The following is a 17,858-nucleotide window of genomic DNA, read 5'->3' as shown; positions in this document are numbered from 1 at the left end:
TTTAACGACTTTTTGTATTGTCCATTATTAGTTTATCAAGCTTCTAGTATTCCATTAAAGCTAAAATATCGTATCCTTTAATTTTGTCACGTCCATTTAAATCGGTTAACTCAACTAAGAAAGCCATACCGACTACTTCTCCTCCTAGTTGCTCAATCAATTTGACTGTTGCCGCAATTGTTCCACCAGTAGCTAGTAAATCATCGCAAACCAGCACTTTTTGTCCAGGTTTGATAGCATCTTTATGAATTTGCAAAACGTCATTGCCGTATTCTAAACCATAGTTGACTTCGACTGTGTCACGAGGTAATTTTCCTTTTTTACGTGCCGGCGCAAAACCGATACCTAATTCATAGGCAACGGGACATCCTACAATAAATCCACGAGCTTCAGGTCCAACAATCATATCCACGCCTTTATTTTTTGCGTATTGAACGATTTCGTTGGTAGCATAACGATAAGCTTCTCCATCTGCCATTAAAGGTGAAATATCACGAAAGATAATGCCTTCTTCGGGAAAATCGGGTACATTTGCAATATATTTTTTTAAGTCCATTGAAACTTTTCCTCCATCCAATTTTACAGTTCTTTTTTCAACTGTTGTTTTAACCAAGTTTCTAGTTCAGTAAACCGACTATAGATCAAAGCTTCTTCAGCTGCTATTTTTTTCAAACGGTTTTGATAAGTAGTCGATTCAGTCAACTCTTTCTTTTCAGCATTTGGAACAATATTCATAACACCGTCTTTTATTGTAACAAATCCTACTTCAAAAAACACAGAAATCATAAAAATCAATAGTTTTTCTTTTATTTTCAAATGCGTTGCTAATAAACTTATTTTATGACGAACATCAATATCAATATGAGTTGCAGTATACTTAAAAACTTGTGAAAATTGCATCCGACTAGGTATTCCAGTAAGATAAGCTTCTTCTTGGTTAAAGAAACAAGCCACAACCTTTGTTGGCTCTACCTGATTCAATACAGTGCTTAATAAAGTTAAATCTGAGGGGCAATCAACTAAAATAAGTTGATCCGTGTGCAGGATAAAACCCTCGGCACTTTCTTGATCAGTGATCAAATGACCGTAACTTGTCTCAGTGATGCTGCTTTCATATTGTTGATAGTTTTTTTCATTGAAAAATAAATAATCAGCAGGTGCCATCTGCCAAATTGCTGGAGCGATTTGAGTACTTCTCAAATCAAAAACTTGCACTCCCTCAATTGCCAAATCTTCAATCATCAACTGAGGCTTACGCAACCCATTCCATTCATTGATGCTTAACTGTCCCACAATCGATAGTTCAGCATCAGCACCAATCTCAGCTGCAACAGGGCCGAATTGAAAACCAATCACATCTAAAGATGCTGCTTCATCCATTATTTTTAATTTCAAATGTGCATTATCTCCGCCGATACGTCGAACATCTTGTGCTTTTACATTTTCGAATAAAAAGACCGGTTTAGGATTATCCGTTCCAAAAGGAGCAAGCTTTTGCAGCTCTTCGATTGATTCCACGCTACTCTCAGCTATGGTCAACCGTTCATCAACTACGATTTCTTCCGTTAACTGCTCAGCTAAACCGCTTTGCAGTAAGAAAGCATTGAGTTCTGTTTGAATCGCACCAATATTCTCGACAGGCAGTGTCAAACCTGCTGCCATATGGTGTCCGCCAAAATTCGTCGTCAGGTGACTGACATCTTCTAATGCTTCATACAGATGGTAAGCTGACACGCTTCGTCCTGACCCTTTAGCTGTCCCATTCGTCCTATCCATATTCAATACAATGGCTGGTTTTCCAGTCTTGCCAACCACTTTGCTGGCCACGATTCCTAAAACTCCTTCATGCCAGCCTTCTTTTGCTAATACATACACATGCGGGTTCGCATCGCTTTTTTCAATCATATCAAAAGCTTCAGCTGTGATGGTTGAAACCAAGGCTTGTCGTTCTTTATTTTTCTCATTAATTAACTGGGCTAAAGAATTCGCTTCGGCCTCATCGAATGTCGTCAACAATTCTACAGCAGGAGCAGCCTCGCCTAAACGCCCAATCGCATTCAACCGAGGGGCTAAAATAAAGCCAATCGTCTCTTCATCTACTTCTGATTGCTTGGCTCCAGCCACCTTGCATAAAGCAGCTAAACCCACTCTTTGCGATTCTCTTAAAACAGCTATTCCTTGCATGACCAAAGCCCGGTTTTCTCCTAATAAAGAAACTAAATCCGCCACGGTACCAACAGCTACTAAATCGAGTAATTCAAGTGGAACTTCACCCAGTAAAGCAGTCGCCAGCTTAAACGCTACTCCTACTCCTGCCAAATCTTTAAATGGATAGTGGCCATTTGGATGACGGGGATGAACAATTGCATAAGCCGCTGGCAAGATTGCAGGCAATTCATGATGGTCGGTTATGACTACATCAATTCCTAACTCATTGGCTTTAGCAATCGCCTCATGTCCTGAAACACCATTGTCACAGGTAACGATCAACCCAGTTCCAGCTTCAATCAATTTTTCAAACGCCTGAGTATTCGGACCGTAACCGTCGCTAAATCGATTTGGAATATAAAAATTTACTTCTCCGCCAATCATTTCGATGGCTTCTTTCAAAACGGCCGTACTTGTGACACCATCCGCATCATAGTCGCCATAAATAGTGATCAGCTCACCTTTTTCAATTGCTTCCATAATACGGGAAACGGCTTTATCCATATCGTGCATGAGAAAAGGATCATGAATCCACGTCTCATCGGGCTTCAAAAAATGCTGGATTTCTTCTTCTGTCTCTAAGCCCCTTTGTAAACACAAAGTCGTAAATAATGATGTGAAACCTAATTTCCGGCTCAATTCTTTTTCATGTTCTTTGTCCATCATCGTTTCTTTTACTTTCCATTTTGTATGTGCTTTTAGCAAATCGTTTCACTCCCAACTTTCATATTATAGCAAAGAAACCTCCTGAAATGTTATTTAAAAGTCTAAAACAAACAGAAAAAAGCTTTCCTAATAGAAATCAGGAAAGCTTTTCGTTTCACTTTAAGGTTCCACGATACAGACACCGATCCCGATTAACCCAGGACCCGTATGAACACCTAGTGCTGGGCTAATTTGACCTTCGTAAATTTTATCAAAAAGAGGCAATTGTTTTTTAAGTTCAGCACGAATGCCCGCAACTTGACTTTCAGCAGTTTTTCCGCCATAAGCAATAGCTAAATGGTATTTTTTAGCCGTTCCTGCAAATTCAACTGCTAAAGAAATTGCTTTTTGAACACTTTTCTTGCTGCCGCGTATTTTAGCGACGGTATCATAAACCCCGTCTTCATTGCAGGTAATAATAGGTTTTAAATTTAACATATTACCCAAGACAGAAGCGACCAAACCGATTCGACCACCTTTTTGCAGATACTCTAACGTTGGTACGTGGAAAAAGATTTTAGACTTCGCAACATCTTCTTCTAATTTAGTTTTGATGATTTCCCAATCCAAGCCTTCTGCAACATAAGTATAGGCTTGGACAGCAATCAACCCGCTGCCGATTCCGATATTTTTTGTATCAACTGTGAAGATATCCAAATCTTTAAACTGTTCCGCCACTACTCGAACCATATTGTTTGTGCCGCTCAGTCCACTAGAAATAGTGACACAGATCACTTTTTCAAAGCCTTCTGATTGAATTTCTTCCAGCATTTCAGTGATGGTTTCGCCGCTCGGCAATGAAGTTTTAGGTATTTCTTCTTCTAACCGATCATATACATCTTGCGCTGTGATATCCACATTATCAGTGAATTCTTCATTATTATAGATAATTTTTAAAGGAATAACTTTCATATTTCCTAACTTAACGATTTCTTCAGGGACATTGGACCCAGAATCGACGAGAAAAGCAATTTTTTCTTTGTTCATAATTATCTCCTCACAGTTCAGTTTCTTTTTTTTGTTTGGTCTCTTTCCTATTTGCTGTTTTTTCTTGAGCAATCAAAGATAACGTTTTTTCAGTAACGATTTTAGTCGCTACCGCTATCGTTGCAGTGCGAACAACTAAATTAGCCATATCTGTATCATTTGGCATCAACGGCAAAGGGTGTCGATCTTTTTTCTCCAAATGTGAAGCGATAGCTATCAAAGCTGCTTCTTGTTCAGTACAAAACAAATCATACGCTTCCCGAATGCCGCTGATTGAAGCTTGATAGATAATTCCTTCTTTAACTTCTGGAATAGTCAAGACTTGTTTCAAAACAGAAATCGCAATTAGGTACGCTAAATGTTTTTTCTTATATCGCTTTTTCACAGGAGCTGGAATCAACCCTAATTTCACATAATTATTTACCATTGACGCCGTAATGATTTTTTTCTGTTGACTCGGATTAAACACAGAAAGATAAGTATCAATCAAAGTCAGTACTTGATCCATGTATAAATCAAAATCTGGCAAGTCTTCCCAACGCGGAAACCGAAATTGAGTAATTTCTTTTGTCCAGGCTATTAATTCTTCTTCTATTTTATTCATGTAGTCACCTATTCTAACAATTTAATTACCCATAGTTTACCATAAGTCAGATAACTAGACAAACTAGTTATTGAAACTAGATATTTTTTTGAAAAGCACTTCGAAGAATCAGCACCTAAAGGTAACCGCATACATAATAGCGTGGTTTAAACTCCTCTTGCAAGAAGAGGAGTTTCTTTTTTTATTTTTTAAAAATACCAAAAGGTTTGCCGATTGGCAAGAAAGTATAACCAAAATGTCCATTTAAAACTGCTGCCGCACTTCCATAAAAAGCAAAGATAGCAATCAAAAACTCAGCAATAGCAGCCATCATGTGAAAGAAGTTTTCTGCAATTCCAAAACTTGACATAAACAGCCCTAAGAAAAGAAAAGCAATCAATAAGAAAATCATAAATAAATTTTTATTGGTTTCCATCGCTCCCAATGTCATAAACACAGTGAAAACAAAGTAGCCTAAGAAAGCCACACCTAATTGTCTAGGGTCATACATTGCCTGAAAAGCAGCTCCAAATAAACCGTTTTGAACCATCCAGCTCATTCCTGTTCCTAACCAAAATAAGCCGTAAGCTGCAAAAGCTGTTGCTCCAAATAAATTGTTGTGTTTTGCATCATATGACGAAGCAATCAACTGCCCAATTCCACCTAGCATAAAAGCCCAAGGGACGATACCGGAAACGCCGTTAGTCCATCCTAATTTTTGTGTAGAAGCAACTAATGTCACCATTGCTAATCCAAATAATCCAATTGCTGTTGGATCTATTATTACCTGTTTAACCTGAACATGTTCTTTTTTCACTGTATGCATACTCCTCTGTTTGTAATATCAACTTATTCAAAGTAGCATCTCCTACAGCTTGAGTCAATAACACTTTGATTGATTTCGCTTTCAATCCTTTAAACCGACACTTTGATTCACAAGTTCTCTTTAGATTGGTTAAAATCTTTTAGATAGAAAAGTACTGTTTTAGGTTTGCCCTAAAAAGAGCAGCACCAAACGTCTTGAGATACGTTTGGTGCTGCTTCCAGATTTTTAAAGCACATGGAGTAGTTTTGTTGCTACGCTAAAGTAAATCAATAACCCCATTGCATCATTGATGGTCGTGATGAAAGGACCAGAAGCAATAGCAGGGTCAATTTTCAGTCTGTTGATAAGAAAAGGAATTACAGCACCCACTACAGTAGACAAGCTTAAGGTCACAAAAAGAGAAAACCCAATAATCACTGCTAAAACTAGATTCTGATAAAAGATACATACTACGAGTGCTAATACTATTCCCGCAGCTAACCCGATTATCATTCCTGCTACTAATTCTTTTAGTATATTCTGCCAAAATTCTTCCTTGGTTCTTTTTTCTCCCATAGAAATGTTTCGGACCGCTACTGCCAATGACTGCGTTCCTACATTTCCGGCTGAATCCATAATAATGGGGATAAAAGCAGCAAGCACTACAACTTGATTCAAAGTTTCTTCAAAAGAACTAATTAAAGAGGCACTGATCATTCCCAAGAAAACAAGGATGATGATCCACGGCATCCTTACTCGAGCAGTTTGCCAAGCGCTTTCTTCTCCTCTTTCCATTTTGCTTTTAGTTTTTCGGATAGCAGAAAATTCATTAAAATCTTCTGTAGTCTCTTCAACTAGAATATCCATCACATCGTCAACAGTTACAATTCCTAACATCACATCTTCATCGTTTAAAACAGGAACTGCTAGTAAATCGTAATCTTGAATCATACGTGCAACTACTTCCTGGTCATCATTGATTCTCACAAAGGTTAGCTGGGTAAGCATAACGTCTTGAACTTTTGTATCTTCTGGATGAAGAATCATGTCACGAAGAGACAAAATACCTACCAATCTGTTTTCTTTATCTAAAACATAAATATAGTAAACCATTTCTGTTTCTTTAGCAAAGATACGCACCATTTTTACCGTCTGCTGCACAGTGTTTTCAGGAGAAACACTGATAAATCCTTTAGTCATAATGGATCCGGCAGTCTCTGGCTCATAGGCAAGCATTTCTTCTACTCTGCTTCTTTCTGCTGCATCCAACTGGTTTAAGAGAGCCTGTCTTTCTTCGTCATCTCGGTAGGATAAAAAATCCACCACATTATCTATCTCCATATAATGGAATAAATTCGCAATATATTCAGTTGAAAAGGCTTCATAGGCTTCCGTTTGATCAGCGGGATCCATCCATTCAAATAATTCCGCAAACTCTGACGGTTCCAAGAAACTCTCTACTTTTTTCTTTTTTTCAGTATATAGAAGATGGAAGAGTTCTACTTGGTCATTTGTATGGAGTTTTAAGAATAACTTACGAAACTTCTTACGATTATTTTCCTTCGCAGCTTTAAAGATTCCTTCATAGTAATTATTTTTTCTATCATCAATTCTTTTCATTAAAATCATTCCTCTCAGGAAGGCTCCTCAAACGAGCTTCTCCTTCTTGTAATAGTTTATGTAGCGTATGGATGGGATGTTTTTGATTTGTTTCATCTGTCGACAAGACGGAATAGAATCCATCCGAACCACCTCCCTTAAAGGATTTTATGATAAGGCATCAAGAGCAAGATAGGAGCAAAATTATTCTTCTGCTCCTATCTGTCTTTAAGATAAAATAGAAACAAAAAAAACACGCTCCGAAGGGCGTGCAAAACAATTGCTGGGCAAGTTGCTTCAAATGGGCTTAATCCCCGCACCCCTTCATTGAGTTTCAGCACTGTACAGCATAGGGTCAGACCCAGCTACGTTAAAAATTTCCTTAATTCGAAAATTCCTGTTGACCCGTTGGCGTCTTTGGACGTTTCTGGGCAGTAGCTTATCTCTGGTACAGTAGCCTCACCTAACAAGGCTATTTAATTCTATCTATCTTATTCATTGTAGGACAAAAAAAATTAATATTCAAGCCAGCTCTTTTTTAATGATGCGCTTTAGTCTTTTCTAACTTTGATCTGTCTGAATTCTATTCTATATTAATCGAGTAGGAGGAGCCTTACGGCTCCGACCTCTCACACCACCGTACGTACCGTTCGGTATACGGCGGTTCAATAACTTAAGTATCTCTGCTGGAAAAGTTGGTTCAGGTCTTTTAGACCCCAATTTACCAGCTTTTTCTTCGTAATCGCTCGGTGAAGTGTGTGGGTACGGGTCATACGCCAATACCCTTTTCTCGTATTAGCCACCTTCCATGCTTCTTCTTTCTCTATTCCATACTTTCTTAACATACGAAATTTAGTCGATACTTTGTTCCATCGTTTCCAACATAGTTGTCTCAATCGATGATTTAGCCAATGAGCTACGCTCTTGATAAAGCTTTTCATATCTCCAATTCCATAATAATTAATCCAGCCTTGTGTATAGAGGTCAATTTCTTTTATAATTTGTTTGAATGTACCAGGACGTTTTCGGCTCGTTAGTTTTCTGAGTCGGTTACGGAACTTGAGTTTAGCCGCCTTAGATGGGCGGCTTCTGACTTTCCCTGTGTTTTCCAGATAGTGAAACCTAGAAACTTAGCTTTAGCTGGAGTAGTCACTTTACTTTTTTCCGTATTAATCTCCAACCGGAGGTTTCCCTCTATAAAGGTCGTCACGCTTTTTAAAACTCGTTCTCCTGCTCTAGGTGTTTTCACATAGATACAAAAGTCGTCCGCATAACGTACAAACCGGTGTCCTCGCTTCTCTAATTCTCTATCTAGTTGATTTAAATAGACATTAGCGAATAGTGGAGAGATAACTCCACCTTGAGGGGTTCCTTTATAATTCTCAATAAAGACATTGCCGTCCATAATTCCAGCTTTAAGAAAATTCCATATTAACCGCAACACTATTTTATCTTGGATATAGTAGTTGAGGTAATTCATCAACTTCTGATGATGAACTGTATCAAAATAGTTACGCAAATCACAGTCGACAATCGTTTTGTATCCTTCGGATACATATTGTTCTGCCTGTTTAATCGCTTGATGAGCGTTCCTGCCTTTCCTAAAACCATAACTGTATGTCGAAAAGGAAGGGTCAATGATGGGTTCAATCACTTGTAGAATAGCTTGTTGCACCACTCGATCTCGCACCACAGGAATTCCCAAGTTTCTTATACCACCGTTATCCTTAGGGATAGAAACCAGCTTAACAGGTTGTGGTTGGTAAGTTCCTGCTCTCATCTTCTCTATCATTTGCTGACCATATTTTATTAAGTGAGCGTCCAATTCATGAACGGTCACTCCATCGATACCGGCAGCTCCTTTATTTTGATACACTTTCTTGCTGGCTGACTTTAAATTATCTGAATTAGCGATTTGATTGATTAATGAGATACTATCTTGTTTCATCATATCGTTACTGTAGCTCTCTACACTCTCTTGTACTCTTTCGTTTCCAACTTATCCCTCCAAGAGTAGCCATCTTTCGGTCTATACCACGATGTTTTCTGTAGTCGTGAGCTACATCCACCTCCTTGTTTATTCCAAGATTATTATTGTTCTGCCCTACAGAGAACTGTGTTCTCCTACTATGGCGTCTGCTGACTTCTCACTATTCGTTGTTACTACGGTATTTACCGCTAGTGAGACCTCCCCGGGTAAGAGTTATAACCTTCCACTCATGTCACTGCCTCATTTACTGTAGGAGACTCGTGCAGTATCGGACTTCGCTTTGTTTGGCAAGCTCGTCCAGCTTCCTTCGGATTCTTTCTCGCGAAAGACACCCTTGCTATTCGCTAACAGTTCCTACTGCCAAGCCTGTAGTGGACTTTCACCACCAAGTTATCACCCATGCCGGGCGCACCAAAAAAGATTGAGACAAAAAATTGTCCCAATCTTTTAAAGGAAGTTATTTCTTTCATACCCTAAAAATAATCCATTGTGTTTTATTTGTTGTCTGGTGTTGCATGAGTCATTCGATCGATCAATTCTTTTTCTAAACTGTTGATTTTATTTTCTTGTTCAATGATTTTAGCATCTTGATCGTTTAATTTTTGTTCATATTCCATTCTCACATTATCTAGTTCATTTTGTTTCGTTTGGTCTATTTTGGATAATTCATCTTTATAATTTTTAATTTGTTTCTTGGTCTTAAAAGCAGAATTCGTTGCAATCAACACCGTTATCAGTGCCCCAATAAATAAAGAACCTAAGATCACCATGATCAGCGGCCACGACACCATTGTAAAGCCAAAGTTAACTGGAACCGCTTCTACATTCACTACTGCAAATAAAGCAATCATTAAAACTAATATAATAGCTACCACAATGCCCCACTGTTTTTTCATTTTATCTTCCCCCTTTTACTAAAAATAAAACTGAAACTCTGCTCAATTTCTATACATTGATTTTAGCATAACGGGGTTTCTTCCCCTAATGAAAACTCTTTATTTATTGTTAAATAGATTCAATGCTAAAAAATCTCCTACTTTCGGAAATAAGTAATACAATTTTCCAGCTATTTCCATAGAATAAGGAAGATTTAACTCTCTTTTAGACGTGCCCATCAAAGCCACGACACGTTTTGCAACAACAGTAGAATTTAAGACCATGCTTCCAACTTTTTCTAAATATTTTCCGCTTTCATCTGCAATATCAAAGAAGTTGGTTTCAATTGGTCCTGGATTTACAGTTGTAACAAAAACATTTAAAGGTTTTAACTCCAATCGTAAGGCATTTGAGTACCCTATGACAGCAAATTTTGTAGCTGAATAAATACTTGACTTCGGAGTTGCCATTTTGCCTCCTTGTGAAGCCACATTGATAATATGGCCTTGACGTTTTTCTGCCATTTGGATAGCGACTAATTGAGTTACATACATCATTCCCAAGACATTTACCCTAAACATATTTTCAGCAACACTCATTTTAAAGGTCAATGCTTCTTCAAAATGGCCAAAACCAGCATTGTTAACTAAAATATCAACAGCGCCTACTTCTTGATGGATGGTTTCAATAACCGTCTGAATTTCTTCTGGATCAGAAACATCCATAGCATAGGCGTAAGCTGCTTTTCCAGAGTAGTTTGCACACTTCTTTTTTACTTCTGCTAGTAAATCCATCCTGCGAGCACTGACCACTACGATTGCACCTTGCTTAGCTGCTTCATAAGCGATTTGTTCCCCTAAACCAGTGGAACCTCCCGTAATAAGTACAATCTTATTCGCTAAGCCGTTTCGCTTGTTTGCCATATCTTACACCCTCATTTCTTAGTTGTCGTTCTTTTTAACGGAATATCAATTTCTTCAAAATCCTTTACGATATGAGTCTGTTTAAAGATTTTTTGTGCTTCTTTTTCCAATAGATGAACATCTTTTCCAAGGTAGCGAGCGCTGATATGAGTTAAAAGCAGTTGTTTAACGCCTGCATCTAAAGCAACTTCAGCTGCATCCAGATTCGTTGAATGGTTGTAGTCACGAGCCATTTTTCGATCAGATCCTTCAAAGGTGCTTTCATGTACCAATACGTCAGCATTTTGAGCTAAAATAGCACTATTGGCAGTTTTTTTTGTATCTCCTAAAATAGCGACCACTCGTCCTTTTTGTGTTTCTCCAATAAAATCTTGACCGTTAAAAATCCGACCATCCGCTAAAGTAATGGTTTCGCCGTTCTTTAACTTTCCATACAGCGGACCAAAAGGCACTCCGGCTTCTTTTAATTTTTCAACTTTCAGACTTCCTTGATGATCAGCTTCTTCAACTCGGTAACCAAACGATTGGATGCCGTGTTCTAGCGGCAAGCATGAAACCTTAAATTGTGCATCTTCAAAAATCACACCTGCTTCATGAATTTCATGAAAATTTAATGGATACTTCAAAAAAGTACCTGAAACTTTCAAACTGGTCAACACAAAATTTTTGATGCCTTTTGGTCCGTAAATCGTTAATGGGTCTTCTCCCCCTTGAAAAGCTCGGCTGCTGATCAAACCAGGCAATCCAAAAATATGATCTCCATGAAGATGTGTAATAAAAATCTTATTTATCTTACGCGGTTTTAAAGTAGTGTGCAGAATTTGCTGTTGCGTGGCTTCTCCACAATCAAATAGCCAAATACTGTTTCGTTCTTCTAACAATTTTAGTGCAATGCTTGTGACATTGCGATGTTTTGCCGGAACTCCTGCACCGGTTCCTAAAAATAATAATTCCATTTTATCCTGTCCCAACTGTGTCATATTTTTATTGAATAGCAATAGTGCTCAAACGATTCACTTTATTTTAGCAAACTTCACTTGAATTAGCGATAAGCACTTACTCGTATCAAAAAAGAACCCAATAAGATGTCGCCATCCATTGGATTCTTCTTTACACTATTCAAATTACTGCTACTCAACAAACTCAAATTCATATTTCATAATACGAACTGTATCTCCGTCTACTGCGCCTCTTTCGCGCATTTCTTCATCAATGCCCATAGCTCTTAATTGACGAGCAAAACGTCTGATGGATTCATCGTGGCTGAAATTAGTCATCTTGAACAGTTTTTCAAGTTTCTCACCAGAAAGAACCCATGTAGCATCTGGATCTCTTGTGATTTCATACCCTTTTTCTTCTGGGGTATATTTATAGAGTACTGTTTCTTCTTCTTGATCCAATTCTTCTAATTGGAATTCCGAAGTAACGTCCAATATGTCGGCTGTTGCATTCAATAAATTGCTTGTTCCTTTATGAGTGACTGCCGAAATCGGGAAAATTAAAATATCATCGTCGTATTCATCTTTTTTCAGTGCTTGTATTTTTTTTCTGAAAGCTTTTAAATTTTCTTCTGCTTCTGGCATATCCATTTTATTCGCAACAATTAATTGAGGACGTTCCATCAACCGTAAATCATAACTTTCTAATTCGTTATTGATGGTTACATAGTCATCATAAGGATCTCTTCCTTCGCTGCCGCTCATATCAATGACATGCAGAATAACTCGTGTCCGCTCAATATGACGTAAAAACTGAATCCCAAGCCCAATACCCTGTGAAGCCCCTTCAATCAGTCCTGGTAAGTCGGCCATAACAAAACTTTTGCCATTGTCCGTTTGAACCATTCCTAAATTAGGAACCAATGTCGTAAAATGATACGCTCCGATTTTAGGCCGGGCTGCAGAAACAACAGATAGCAAAGTTGATTTCCCCACAGATGGGTAACCAACTAATCCAACATCCGCTAAGACTTTTAATTCTAGTTCTAAATTGCGTTCTTCGCCAGGCTCACCATTTTCAGCAACTTCTGGTGCTGGGTTTCTTGGAGTAGCGAAACGAACATTGCCACGTCCGCCGCGTCCGCCTTTTGCGACAACTAAGCGTTGACCATCATGAATCAAATCGCCTAGGACAATACCTGTATCTATATCACGCACAACCGTACCAGGCGGAACTTTAACTACTTTATCGCCTGCCCCACGACCGTGCATACTTTTACTCATTCCATTTTCGCCATCTTCAGCTTTATAGTGACGCGTGAAACGGAAATCCATTAACGTACGGAGACCTTCGTCTACGACAAAAATCAAACTTCCGCCTTTTCCGCCATCTCCACCTGCTGGTCCGCCATCCGGCACATACTTTTCGCGCCTGAAAGCAACCATGCCATCGCCGCCTTTTCCGGCTTTCACATTAATTGTTACTTGATCTAAAAACATTGACATCGTTAGTTTCCTCCTCATTTTTTTGAGTTTATGAGAGTTTCATTTTGATTTATCTTTTGGGTTACTCTTTAGATGTAGCGATAGTTCTTGCTGTTACATTTGTTCCAAGATGTAATCAAGATTGTTCTTCATCACGTATTCTCTAAAAAAAGGAAGTATTGTTCAGTATACCCCATTCTAATCCATTTTCTATTGTACGTGTGTTTTACTTGTTTGTCTATTTAAATCAAATAAAATCAACAGATAATTCGCTTCTTTTTTCAATGTTCTTCCATAAAAACGATTCCTCTTCTTTTTTTAATACAAAAATCATTTCATTTTAACTATTTAAACTTTGGCTCATCTAGCGTATAATGAAAAAGGACTAATATAAAAGGACGTGAAATGCGAAACATGAAATCAACTAAACTTCTGCTCGGAGGTCTCTTATTCATCATAGCCGTAGCTATGATTATTTATGGTGTCTTTTTTCTGATTCCTAGTCAACCAACGACTTCATCAACACAAATAAGTTCGACCTCCCTTTCCACAACAAAAGAAACAATCCATTCCTTTCCACAACTGTCAACAGATATCGCTGAAAATGAAACAGCGGTAGATATGGTAACTTCTATGGGGACCATCAAAATCAAACTTTTTCCTGAATTAGCGCCTAAAGCAGTAGAGAATTTTATTTCCCTCAGCAAAAAAGGCTATTACGATGGAACCATTTTCCATCGTGTGATTCAAGATTTTATGATTCAAGGTGGCGATCCTGAAGGAACGGGTACAGGTGGCGAAAGTATCTGGAGAGAACCATTCGAAGTAGAGCCTTCTGATCAGCTTTATCATATTAGAGGGGCGCTTGCGATGGCAAAAACCAATGCTCCTATTTCAATCGGCAGTCAATTTTTCATTGTTCAAAATCAACAAGACATGTCGAGCTCTATAGCAGATACTGTCCCTAATGAAATAGCTGAAGCTTACGAAAAAGGCGGTTATCCATCATTGGATGGCCATTATACTGTTTTCGGTCAAGTCATTCATGGTATGGAAGTTGTCGACGCCATCGCTGCTTTAAAAACTGCTAAAAATGATTTGCCTATTGAACCTGTAACAGTAGATTCTATTGTCGTCCATGAATAAGAAACGGTGAAGCGGAAACTAAATTCTGCTTCACCGTTTTTTTATTTTTTATTTTTTTCAGCGGCCTGATAGGTGCCGATGACTTTAAAAAAAGAACTCGTTTGGTGAATGGTTTGCAATGCTTGTTGAACTTCTGGCATGTTTACGTTTCCTTCAAAATCAATGTAAAACAGATAATGCCAGGGTTCATTGGCGACTGGACGAGATTCGATTTTTATCAAATTCAATTTGTTTTCAGCGAAGTGGTGCAACAAATGATGCAGCGTCCCCACTCGATGTTCAATTGAAAAGAGAACACTAACTTTGCTGCATACATCAGACGATTCTAACCGTTTTGATAACACAATAAAACGCGTGCTGTTCTCATGTTGATCATTGACCTTTTCTTGAAGTACAGTAAGGTTGTATCGATCTGCAGCTCGTTTACTGGAAATAGCAACTTTGGTAAGGTCTTTTAATTCGCTGACTAATTTGGCACTCTCTGAAGTACTACGATAAGGTATCCACTTCCACTCAGGATGCTGATTTAAAAAAAGCATGCTTTGTTCAAAACCCTGTGGATGAGAATAGACTTCAGCGACGTTAGCAAGTTCGGTGTCCTGGAACCCAACCAAATACTGGTCTACGTGGATGTATTGTTCTCCAACGATGTAAAAATCGTATTGAGTTAATAAGTCATAAATTTTTGTAATAGCTCCTGTCGATGAGTTTTCAATCGGCACAACCCCATAGTCAATGTCATTTTGTTCAATAGCTGAAAAAACATCTTCGAACTTAGTAAAGTAATGTGGTTGTTCAACCGAACCAAAGTAACTCAACATGGCTTCTTCACTAAAAGATCCTTCTGCTCCATAACACCCAACTTTAGGATTTTTTTTAGTTTTTTTAGAAGAAGCTGGAACAAAAGGCAAGTCCAACGGTTGTTCTGTGCTGGAGTTTTTGTTTTGTAACCTTTTTGAAATAGCCATCAGCTGTTGAAAAAATAAAGCTAGTCCTTGTTGATAAGCAGAATCCACCAAATAAGCTTGGTTTTTACTAATAACTTCTGCTTCTCTATTTTCATTATAGATGGGTAAGTGTTTAGCTTTTTTATATTGGCCGACTTTTTTGACCGTCTCCATTCGCTGTTCAAAGAGTTGGGTCAGTTGCTGATCGATCTCATCGATTTTTTTTCGGTACTCTTCAATTTCTGTCATTTTGCGACCCCCTTTTGCTAAAGCATCAGATCTAATATTCCAATAGCTGTTACAGCTTCAATAACTGGCAAAACTCTTGGAACGATGCAAGGATCATGTCGTCCTTCGATCACTAGCTCCGCGTCTTTTTTTTCTGAAATGTTGATCGTTTGCTGTTTTTTTGTAATCGATGCAGGAGGTTTTACAGCTGCGCGAAAAACAATCGGCATCCCGTTTGAAATTCCTCCGATGATTCCGCCGTTATGATTGGTAGCCGTTTTAATTTGATCCCCTTCATAGTAGTAAGCGTCATTGCTCTGTGAACCAAAAAGTTCTGTAATGGCAAAGCCTGTTCCAAATTCAATTCCCTTGACTGCTGGAACAGAGAACATTAAATGAGCGAGCGTTGATTCAATAGAATCGAAAAAAGGATTGCCGTATCCGGCTTCTAAACCTAAAACCATACATTCTACCGTTCCGCCAACAGAATCACCCTCTTGTTTTGCAGCTAAAATCAGCTGCTTCATCTCTTCTGCTTTTGCTTCATTAAAAACAGGCAATTGTTCTGTCTTAAATTTTTCTAGTTGCTCTTTAGTTACGGTAGTTTCATTGAAGCTGATATCTTGAATCGTACCGATGCTCTTGATATGCGACCCAATCATTATGCCTTTTTCAGCTAGTAGTTGTTTGCAGATCGCTCCAGCAAAAACCAAAGGAGCGGTGATCCTTCCCGAAAAGTGACCGCTGCCGCGATGATCATTGTGACCGCCATAACGCACGTGTCCAGGGTAGTCTGCTTGCCCAGGACGCATAATGTTTTTCAACTGACTGTAGTCTTTAGAACGGGTATCCTGATTGCGTATAATCGCGGTTAAAGGAGCACCTGTTGTTTTCCCTTCAAACAACCCGCTTAAAACCTCAGGTAAATCAGATTCTTTCCGAGGGGTGGTTAAATCATTTTGACCTGGCGCTCTTCTAGCCATTTCTACTAATACTTCATCCCAATCAACTTCAAAACCCGTTGGCAATCCATTGATCACCACTCCGATTCCAACCCCATGTGATTCGCCAAAAATAGAAATTTTTAATTTATTTCCCCAAACACCGCTCATGGCTGTTTCCTCCTAACATAGTATAATCTTCCCAAAAATGAGGATAAGATTTTGAGACACATTCAGCATCTTTCAAGACGATTGGTTCTTGGCAAACGGTAGCTGCAATGGCTAACATCATAGCAATACGATGGTCTTTGTGACTCCAAACTTCAACGCCTCCAACAAGCTGCTCAACTCCTTCAATAATCAACCCATCTGCTGTTTCAAAAATTACTGCTCCTAGTTTAGATAATTCACTGGTAACAGCTTTTAAACGGTCGCATTCTTTGATTCTTAATCTTCCTGCATTAATAATTTCTGTTGTCCCTTCGCTCAAAGCAGCAACTAAAGAAACGACGGGAATGATATCAGGGCATTGTGAACCGTCAATTAACGCAGCTTTTAACCTGCCTGTTGGCTTGCCTTCTAAAGCGTGAGGAGTGCTTAATATTTCAACACCCATTCGTTCCAAGATGGCAATAATTTCTCGATCGCCTTGTAATGAATGGGGCTTTAAGTCTTGAACGACAACTTGATTTGCTAGTGCATCTGCACATAAGAAAAAGGCAGCTTGCGAATAATCTCCTTCAATTCGATACTCTTGTTTTTGATAACGCTGATTTCCTTTAATGATCAATTCACGATAGTCATTGTTCAAAACCTCGATACCAAAAGTTTGCATCATACTTAATGTTAAATCTATGTAACCTTTAGATTCCAATTCTGTTGTGATGACGATTTTTGAATCATTCTTTAACAGCGGCAGTGCAAATAATAAACCAGAAATAAACTGTGAACTAACATCGCCTCGTAATTCGAATAAATCAGGTTGTAAGTCTCCATTGATCGTCAAATGCAATTGGTTTGCTTGTTTTGTGTAGGCAATTCCTTGCCTATCAAAAATTTGATAATAGGGCTCTAACGGACGTGTGCCTAAATTACCTCTGCCGATAAAACGTGTGTCGCCTTCGAATAGAGTAGCGATTGGAATCAAAAAACGCAGTGTTGAACCTGATTCGTTACAGTCGATTGTCCTTGACTGGTCTTTTTCGAGCTCATTTACTGTTTCAGCTTCCCAGTCGATACCTGCTACTTCCAAACCAGCTTCTTTTCTATTGAAACTGGCTCCTAACGAGCGCATGGCTTCAATGGTAGCTATAATATCATCAGAATGTTCAATGTTTGTCAACAAGCTCTTTCCTTCGCTTAACGCTGCGCAGATCACGGCTCGGTGGGCCATACTCTTAGAAGGAGGAACTGTAACGGCTCCGGACAATTTAGCTGGTGTTAGAATTAAATCCGTCATTTGCTCACCTCTTTTTAACTATTTCTACTTATTAAACC

The 17,858-nt window shown here is 38.6% G+C and carries 16 protein-coding genes and 1 riboswitch; of the genes, 1 reads left to right on the top strand and 15 read right to left on the bottom strand.

What is annotated here, in order from left to right:
• Nucleotides 1–43: 43 nt before the first annotated feature.
• The 12 genes from NY10_RS02430 to obgE form a co-directional block, all read right to left on the bottom strand.
• Complete coding sequence (locus NY10_RS02430) at nt 44–556, bottom strand: adenine phosphoribosyltransferase (protein WP_058920206.1); 513 nt, start codon at nt 554–556, stop codon at nt 44–46.
• A gap of 23 nt (nt 557–579) precedes the next feature.
• Complete coding sequence (gene recJ, locus NY10_RS02425; RefSeq protein WP_058918497.1) at nt 580–2,913, bottom strand: single-stranded-DNA-specific exonuclease RecJ; 2,334 nt, start codon at nt 2,911–2,913, stop codon at nt 580–582.
• Between the two features lie 120 nt (nt 2,914–3,033).
• Complete coding sequence (locus NY10_RS02420) at nt 3,034–3,900, bottom strand: DegV family protein (RefSeq protein ID WP_058918496.1); 867 nt, start codon at nt 3,898–3,900, stop codon at nt 3,034–3,036.
• A 10-nt stretch (nt 3,901–3,910) separates the two neighbouring features.
• On the bottom strand, nt 3,911–4,504 hold the full coding sequence (locus NY10_RS02415; protein WP_058918495.1) for a DUF1836 domain-containing protein: 594 nt from the start codon (nt 4,502–4,504) through the stop codon (nt 3,911–3,913).
• Nucleotides 4,505–4,685: 181 nt separating this feature from the next.
• A complete protein-coding gene (locus NY10_RS02410) occupies nt 4,686–5,300 on the bottom strand; it encodes an acetate uptake transporter (protein WP_082664156.1) in 615 nt (204 codons plus the stop codon).
• A gap of 234 nt (nt 5,301–5,534) precedes the next feature.
• Nucleotides 5,535–6,908, bottom strand: coding sequence for a magnesium transporter (gene mgtE, locus NY10_RS02405; protein WP_058920205.1), 1,374 nt, complete (start codon nt 6,906–6,908; stop codon nt 5,535–5,537).
• A gap of 293 nt (nt 6,909–7,201) precedes the next feature.
• Nucleotides 7,202–7,365, bottom strand: a riboswitch (M-box (ykoK) riboswitch).
• Nucleotides 7,366–7,552: 187 nt separating this feature from the next.
• Entirely contained in the window at nt 7,553–7,888 is a 336-nt protein-coding gene (locus NY10_RS12745; protein ID WP_231726781.1) for a group II intron maturase-specific domain-containing protein, read from the bottom strand.
• A 32-nt stretch (nt 7,889–7,920) separates the two neighbouring features.
• Nucleotides 7,921–8,838 (bottom strand): group II intron reverse transcriptase/maturase, encoded by a 918-nt coding sequence (gene ltrA / locus NY10_RS02400; RefSeq protein WP_231726757.1) that lies wholly within the window; start codon nt 8,836–8,838, stop codon nt 7,921–7,923.
• A 533-nt stretch (nt 8,839–9,371) separates the two neighbouring features.
• Nucleotides 9,372–9,773 carry a LapA family protein gene (locus tag NY10_RS02395; protein ID WP_058918493.1) on the bottom strand — a complete coding sequence of 134 codons (402 nt, stop codon included), beginning with the start codon at nt 9,771–9,773 and terminating at the stop codon, nt 9,372–9,374.
• 99 nt (nt 9,774–9,872) lie between these two features.
• The gene (locus tag NY10_RS02390; RefSeq protein WP_058918492.1) at nt 9,873–10,676 is read right to left on the bottom strand and encodes an SDR family NAD(P)-dependent oxidoreductase; all 804 of its coding nucleotides are present in this window, start codon (nt 10,674–10,676) and stop codon (nt 9,873–9,875) included.
• A gap of 11 nt (nt 10,677–10,687) precedes the next feature.
• Nucleotides 10,688–11,632 (bottom strand): ribonuclease Z, encoded by a 945-nt coding sequence (rnz, locus tag NY10_RS02385; RefSeq protein WP_058918491.1) that lies wholly within the window; start codon nt 11,630–11,632, stop codon nt 10,688–10,690.
• 174 nt (nt 11,633–11,806) lie between these two features.
• Nucleotides 11,807–13,114 carry a GTPase ObgE gene (gene obgE / locus NY10_RS02380; RefSeq protein ID WP_058920204.1) on the bottom strand — a complete coding sequence of 436 codons (1,308 nt, stop codon included), beginning with the start codon at nt 13,112–13,114 and terminating at the stop codon, nt 11,807–11,809.
• Nucleotides 13,115–13,513: 399 nt separating this feature from the next.
• Here obgE and NY10_RS02375 point away from each other — a divergent pair, with 399 nt between their 5' ends.
• Nucleotides 13,514–14,245: a peptidylprolyl isomerase gene (locus NY10_RS02375; protein ID WP_058920203.1), complete on the top strand. Its 732-nt coding sequence runs from the start codon at nt 13,514–13,516 to the stop codon at nt 14,243–14,245.
• 41 nt (nt 14,246–14,286) lie between these two features.
• On the opposite strand, the gene pheA is transcribed toward NY10_RS02375, so the two are convergent.
• From pheA to aroA, 3 genes are read right to left on the bottom strand one after another with little or no spacing between them, the layout of a single operon-like run.
• Nucleotides 14,287–15,441 carry a prephenate dehydratase gene (gene pheA / locus NY10_RS02370; protein WP_058918490.1) on the bottom strand — a complete coding sequence of 385 codons (1,155 nt, stop codon included), beginning with the start codon at nt 15,439–15,441 and terminating at the stop codon, nt 14,287–14,289.
• A 17-nt stretch (nt 15,442–15,458) separates the two neighbouring features.
• Nucleotides 15,459–16,532: a chorismate synthase gene (gene aroC / locus NY10_RS02365; RefSeq protein WP_058918489.1), complete on the bottom strand. Its 1,074-nt coding sequence runs from the start codon at nt 16,530–16,532 to the stop codon at nt 15,459–15,461.
• Nucleotides 16,510–17,820 (bottom strand): 3-phosphoshikimate 1-carboxyvinyltransferase, encoded by a 1,311-nt coding sequence (aroA, locus tag NY10_RS02360; RefSeq protein ID WP_058918488.1) that lies wholly within the window; start codon nt 17,818–17,820, stop codon nt 16,510–16,512. The genes aroC and aroA overlap by 23 nt, the downstream gene beginning before the upstream one ends.
• Nucleotides 17,821–17,858: the final 38 nt, after the last annotated feature.

Source organism: Carnobacterium sp. CP1, from assembly GCF_001483965.1.
Taxonomy (GTDB): Bacteria; Bacillota; Bacilli; order Lactobacillales; family Carnobacteriaceae; genus Carnobacterium_A; species Carnobacterium_A antarcticum.
The sequence above is the reverse complement of the archived record's forward strand: the minus strand, read 5'-3'. Positions and strand labels throughout refer to the sequence as shown.

What these genes read in the sequence shown, in the direction of transcription:
- NY10_RS02420 (WP_058918496.1), bottom strand. Translation starts at nt 3,900, where the DNA reads ATGAACAAAGAAAAAATTGCTTTTCTCGTCGATTCTGGGTCCAATGTC.
- obgE (WP_058920204.1), bottom strand. Translation starts at nt 13,114, where the DNA reads ATGTTTTTAGATCAAGTAACAATTAATGTGAAAGCCGGAAAAGGCGGC.
- aroC (WP_058918489.1), bottom strand. Translation starts at nt 16,532, where the DNA reads ATGAGCGGTGTTTGGGGAAATAAATTAAAAATTTCTATTTTTGGCGAA.
- NY10_RS02415 (WP_058918495.1), bottom strand. Translation starts at nt 4,504, where the DNA reads ATGAATAAAATAGAAGAAGAATTAATAGCCTGGACAAAAGAAATTACT.
- mgtE (WP_058920205.1), bottom strand. Translation starts at nt 6,908, where the DNA reads ATGAAAAGAATTGATGATAGAAAAAATAATTACTATGAAGGAATCTTT.
- NY10_RS02390 (WP_058918492.1), bottom strand. Translation starts at nt 10,676, where the DNA reads ATGGCAAACAAGCGAAACGGCTTAGCGAATAAGATTGTACTTATTACG.
- ltrA (WP_231726757.1), bottom strand. Translation starts at nt 8,838, where the DNA reads ATGATGAAACAAGATAGTATCTCATTAATCAATCAAATCGCTAATTCA.
- NY10_RS02375 (WP_058920203.1), top strand. Translation starts at nt 13,514, where the DNA reads ATGAAATCAACTAAACTTCTGCTCGGAGGTCTCTTATTCATCATAGCC.
- pheA (WP_058918490.1), bottom strand. Translation starts at nt 15,441, where the DNA reads ATGACAGAAATTGAAGAGTACCGAAAAAAAATCGATGAGATCGATCAG.
- rnz (WP_058918491.1), bottom strand. Translation starts at nt 11,632, where the DNA reads ATGGAATTATTATTTTTAGGAACCGGTGCAGGAGTTCCGGCAAAACAT.
- NY10_RS02395 (WP_058918493.1), bottom strand. Translation starts at nt 9,773, where the DNA reads ATGAAAAAACAGTGGGGCATTGTGGTAGCTATTATATTAGTTTTAATG.
- NY10_RS02430 (WP_058920206.1), bottom strand. Translation starts at nt 556, where the DNA reads ATGGACTTAAAAAAATATATTGCAAATGTACCCGATTTTCCCGAAGAA.
- aroA (WP_058918488.1), bottom strand. Translation starts at nt 17,820, where the DNA reads ATGACGGATTTAATTCTAACACCAGCTAAATTGTCCGGAGCCGTTACA.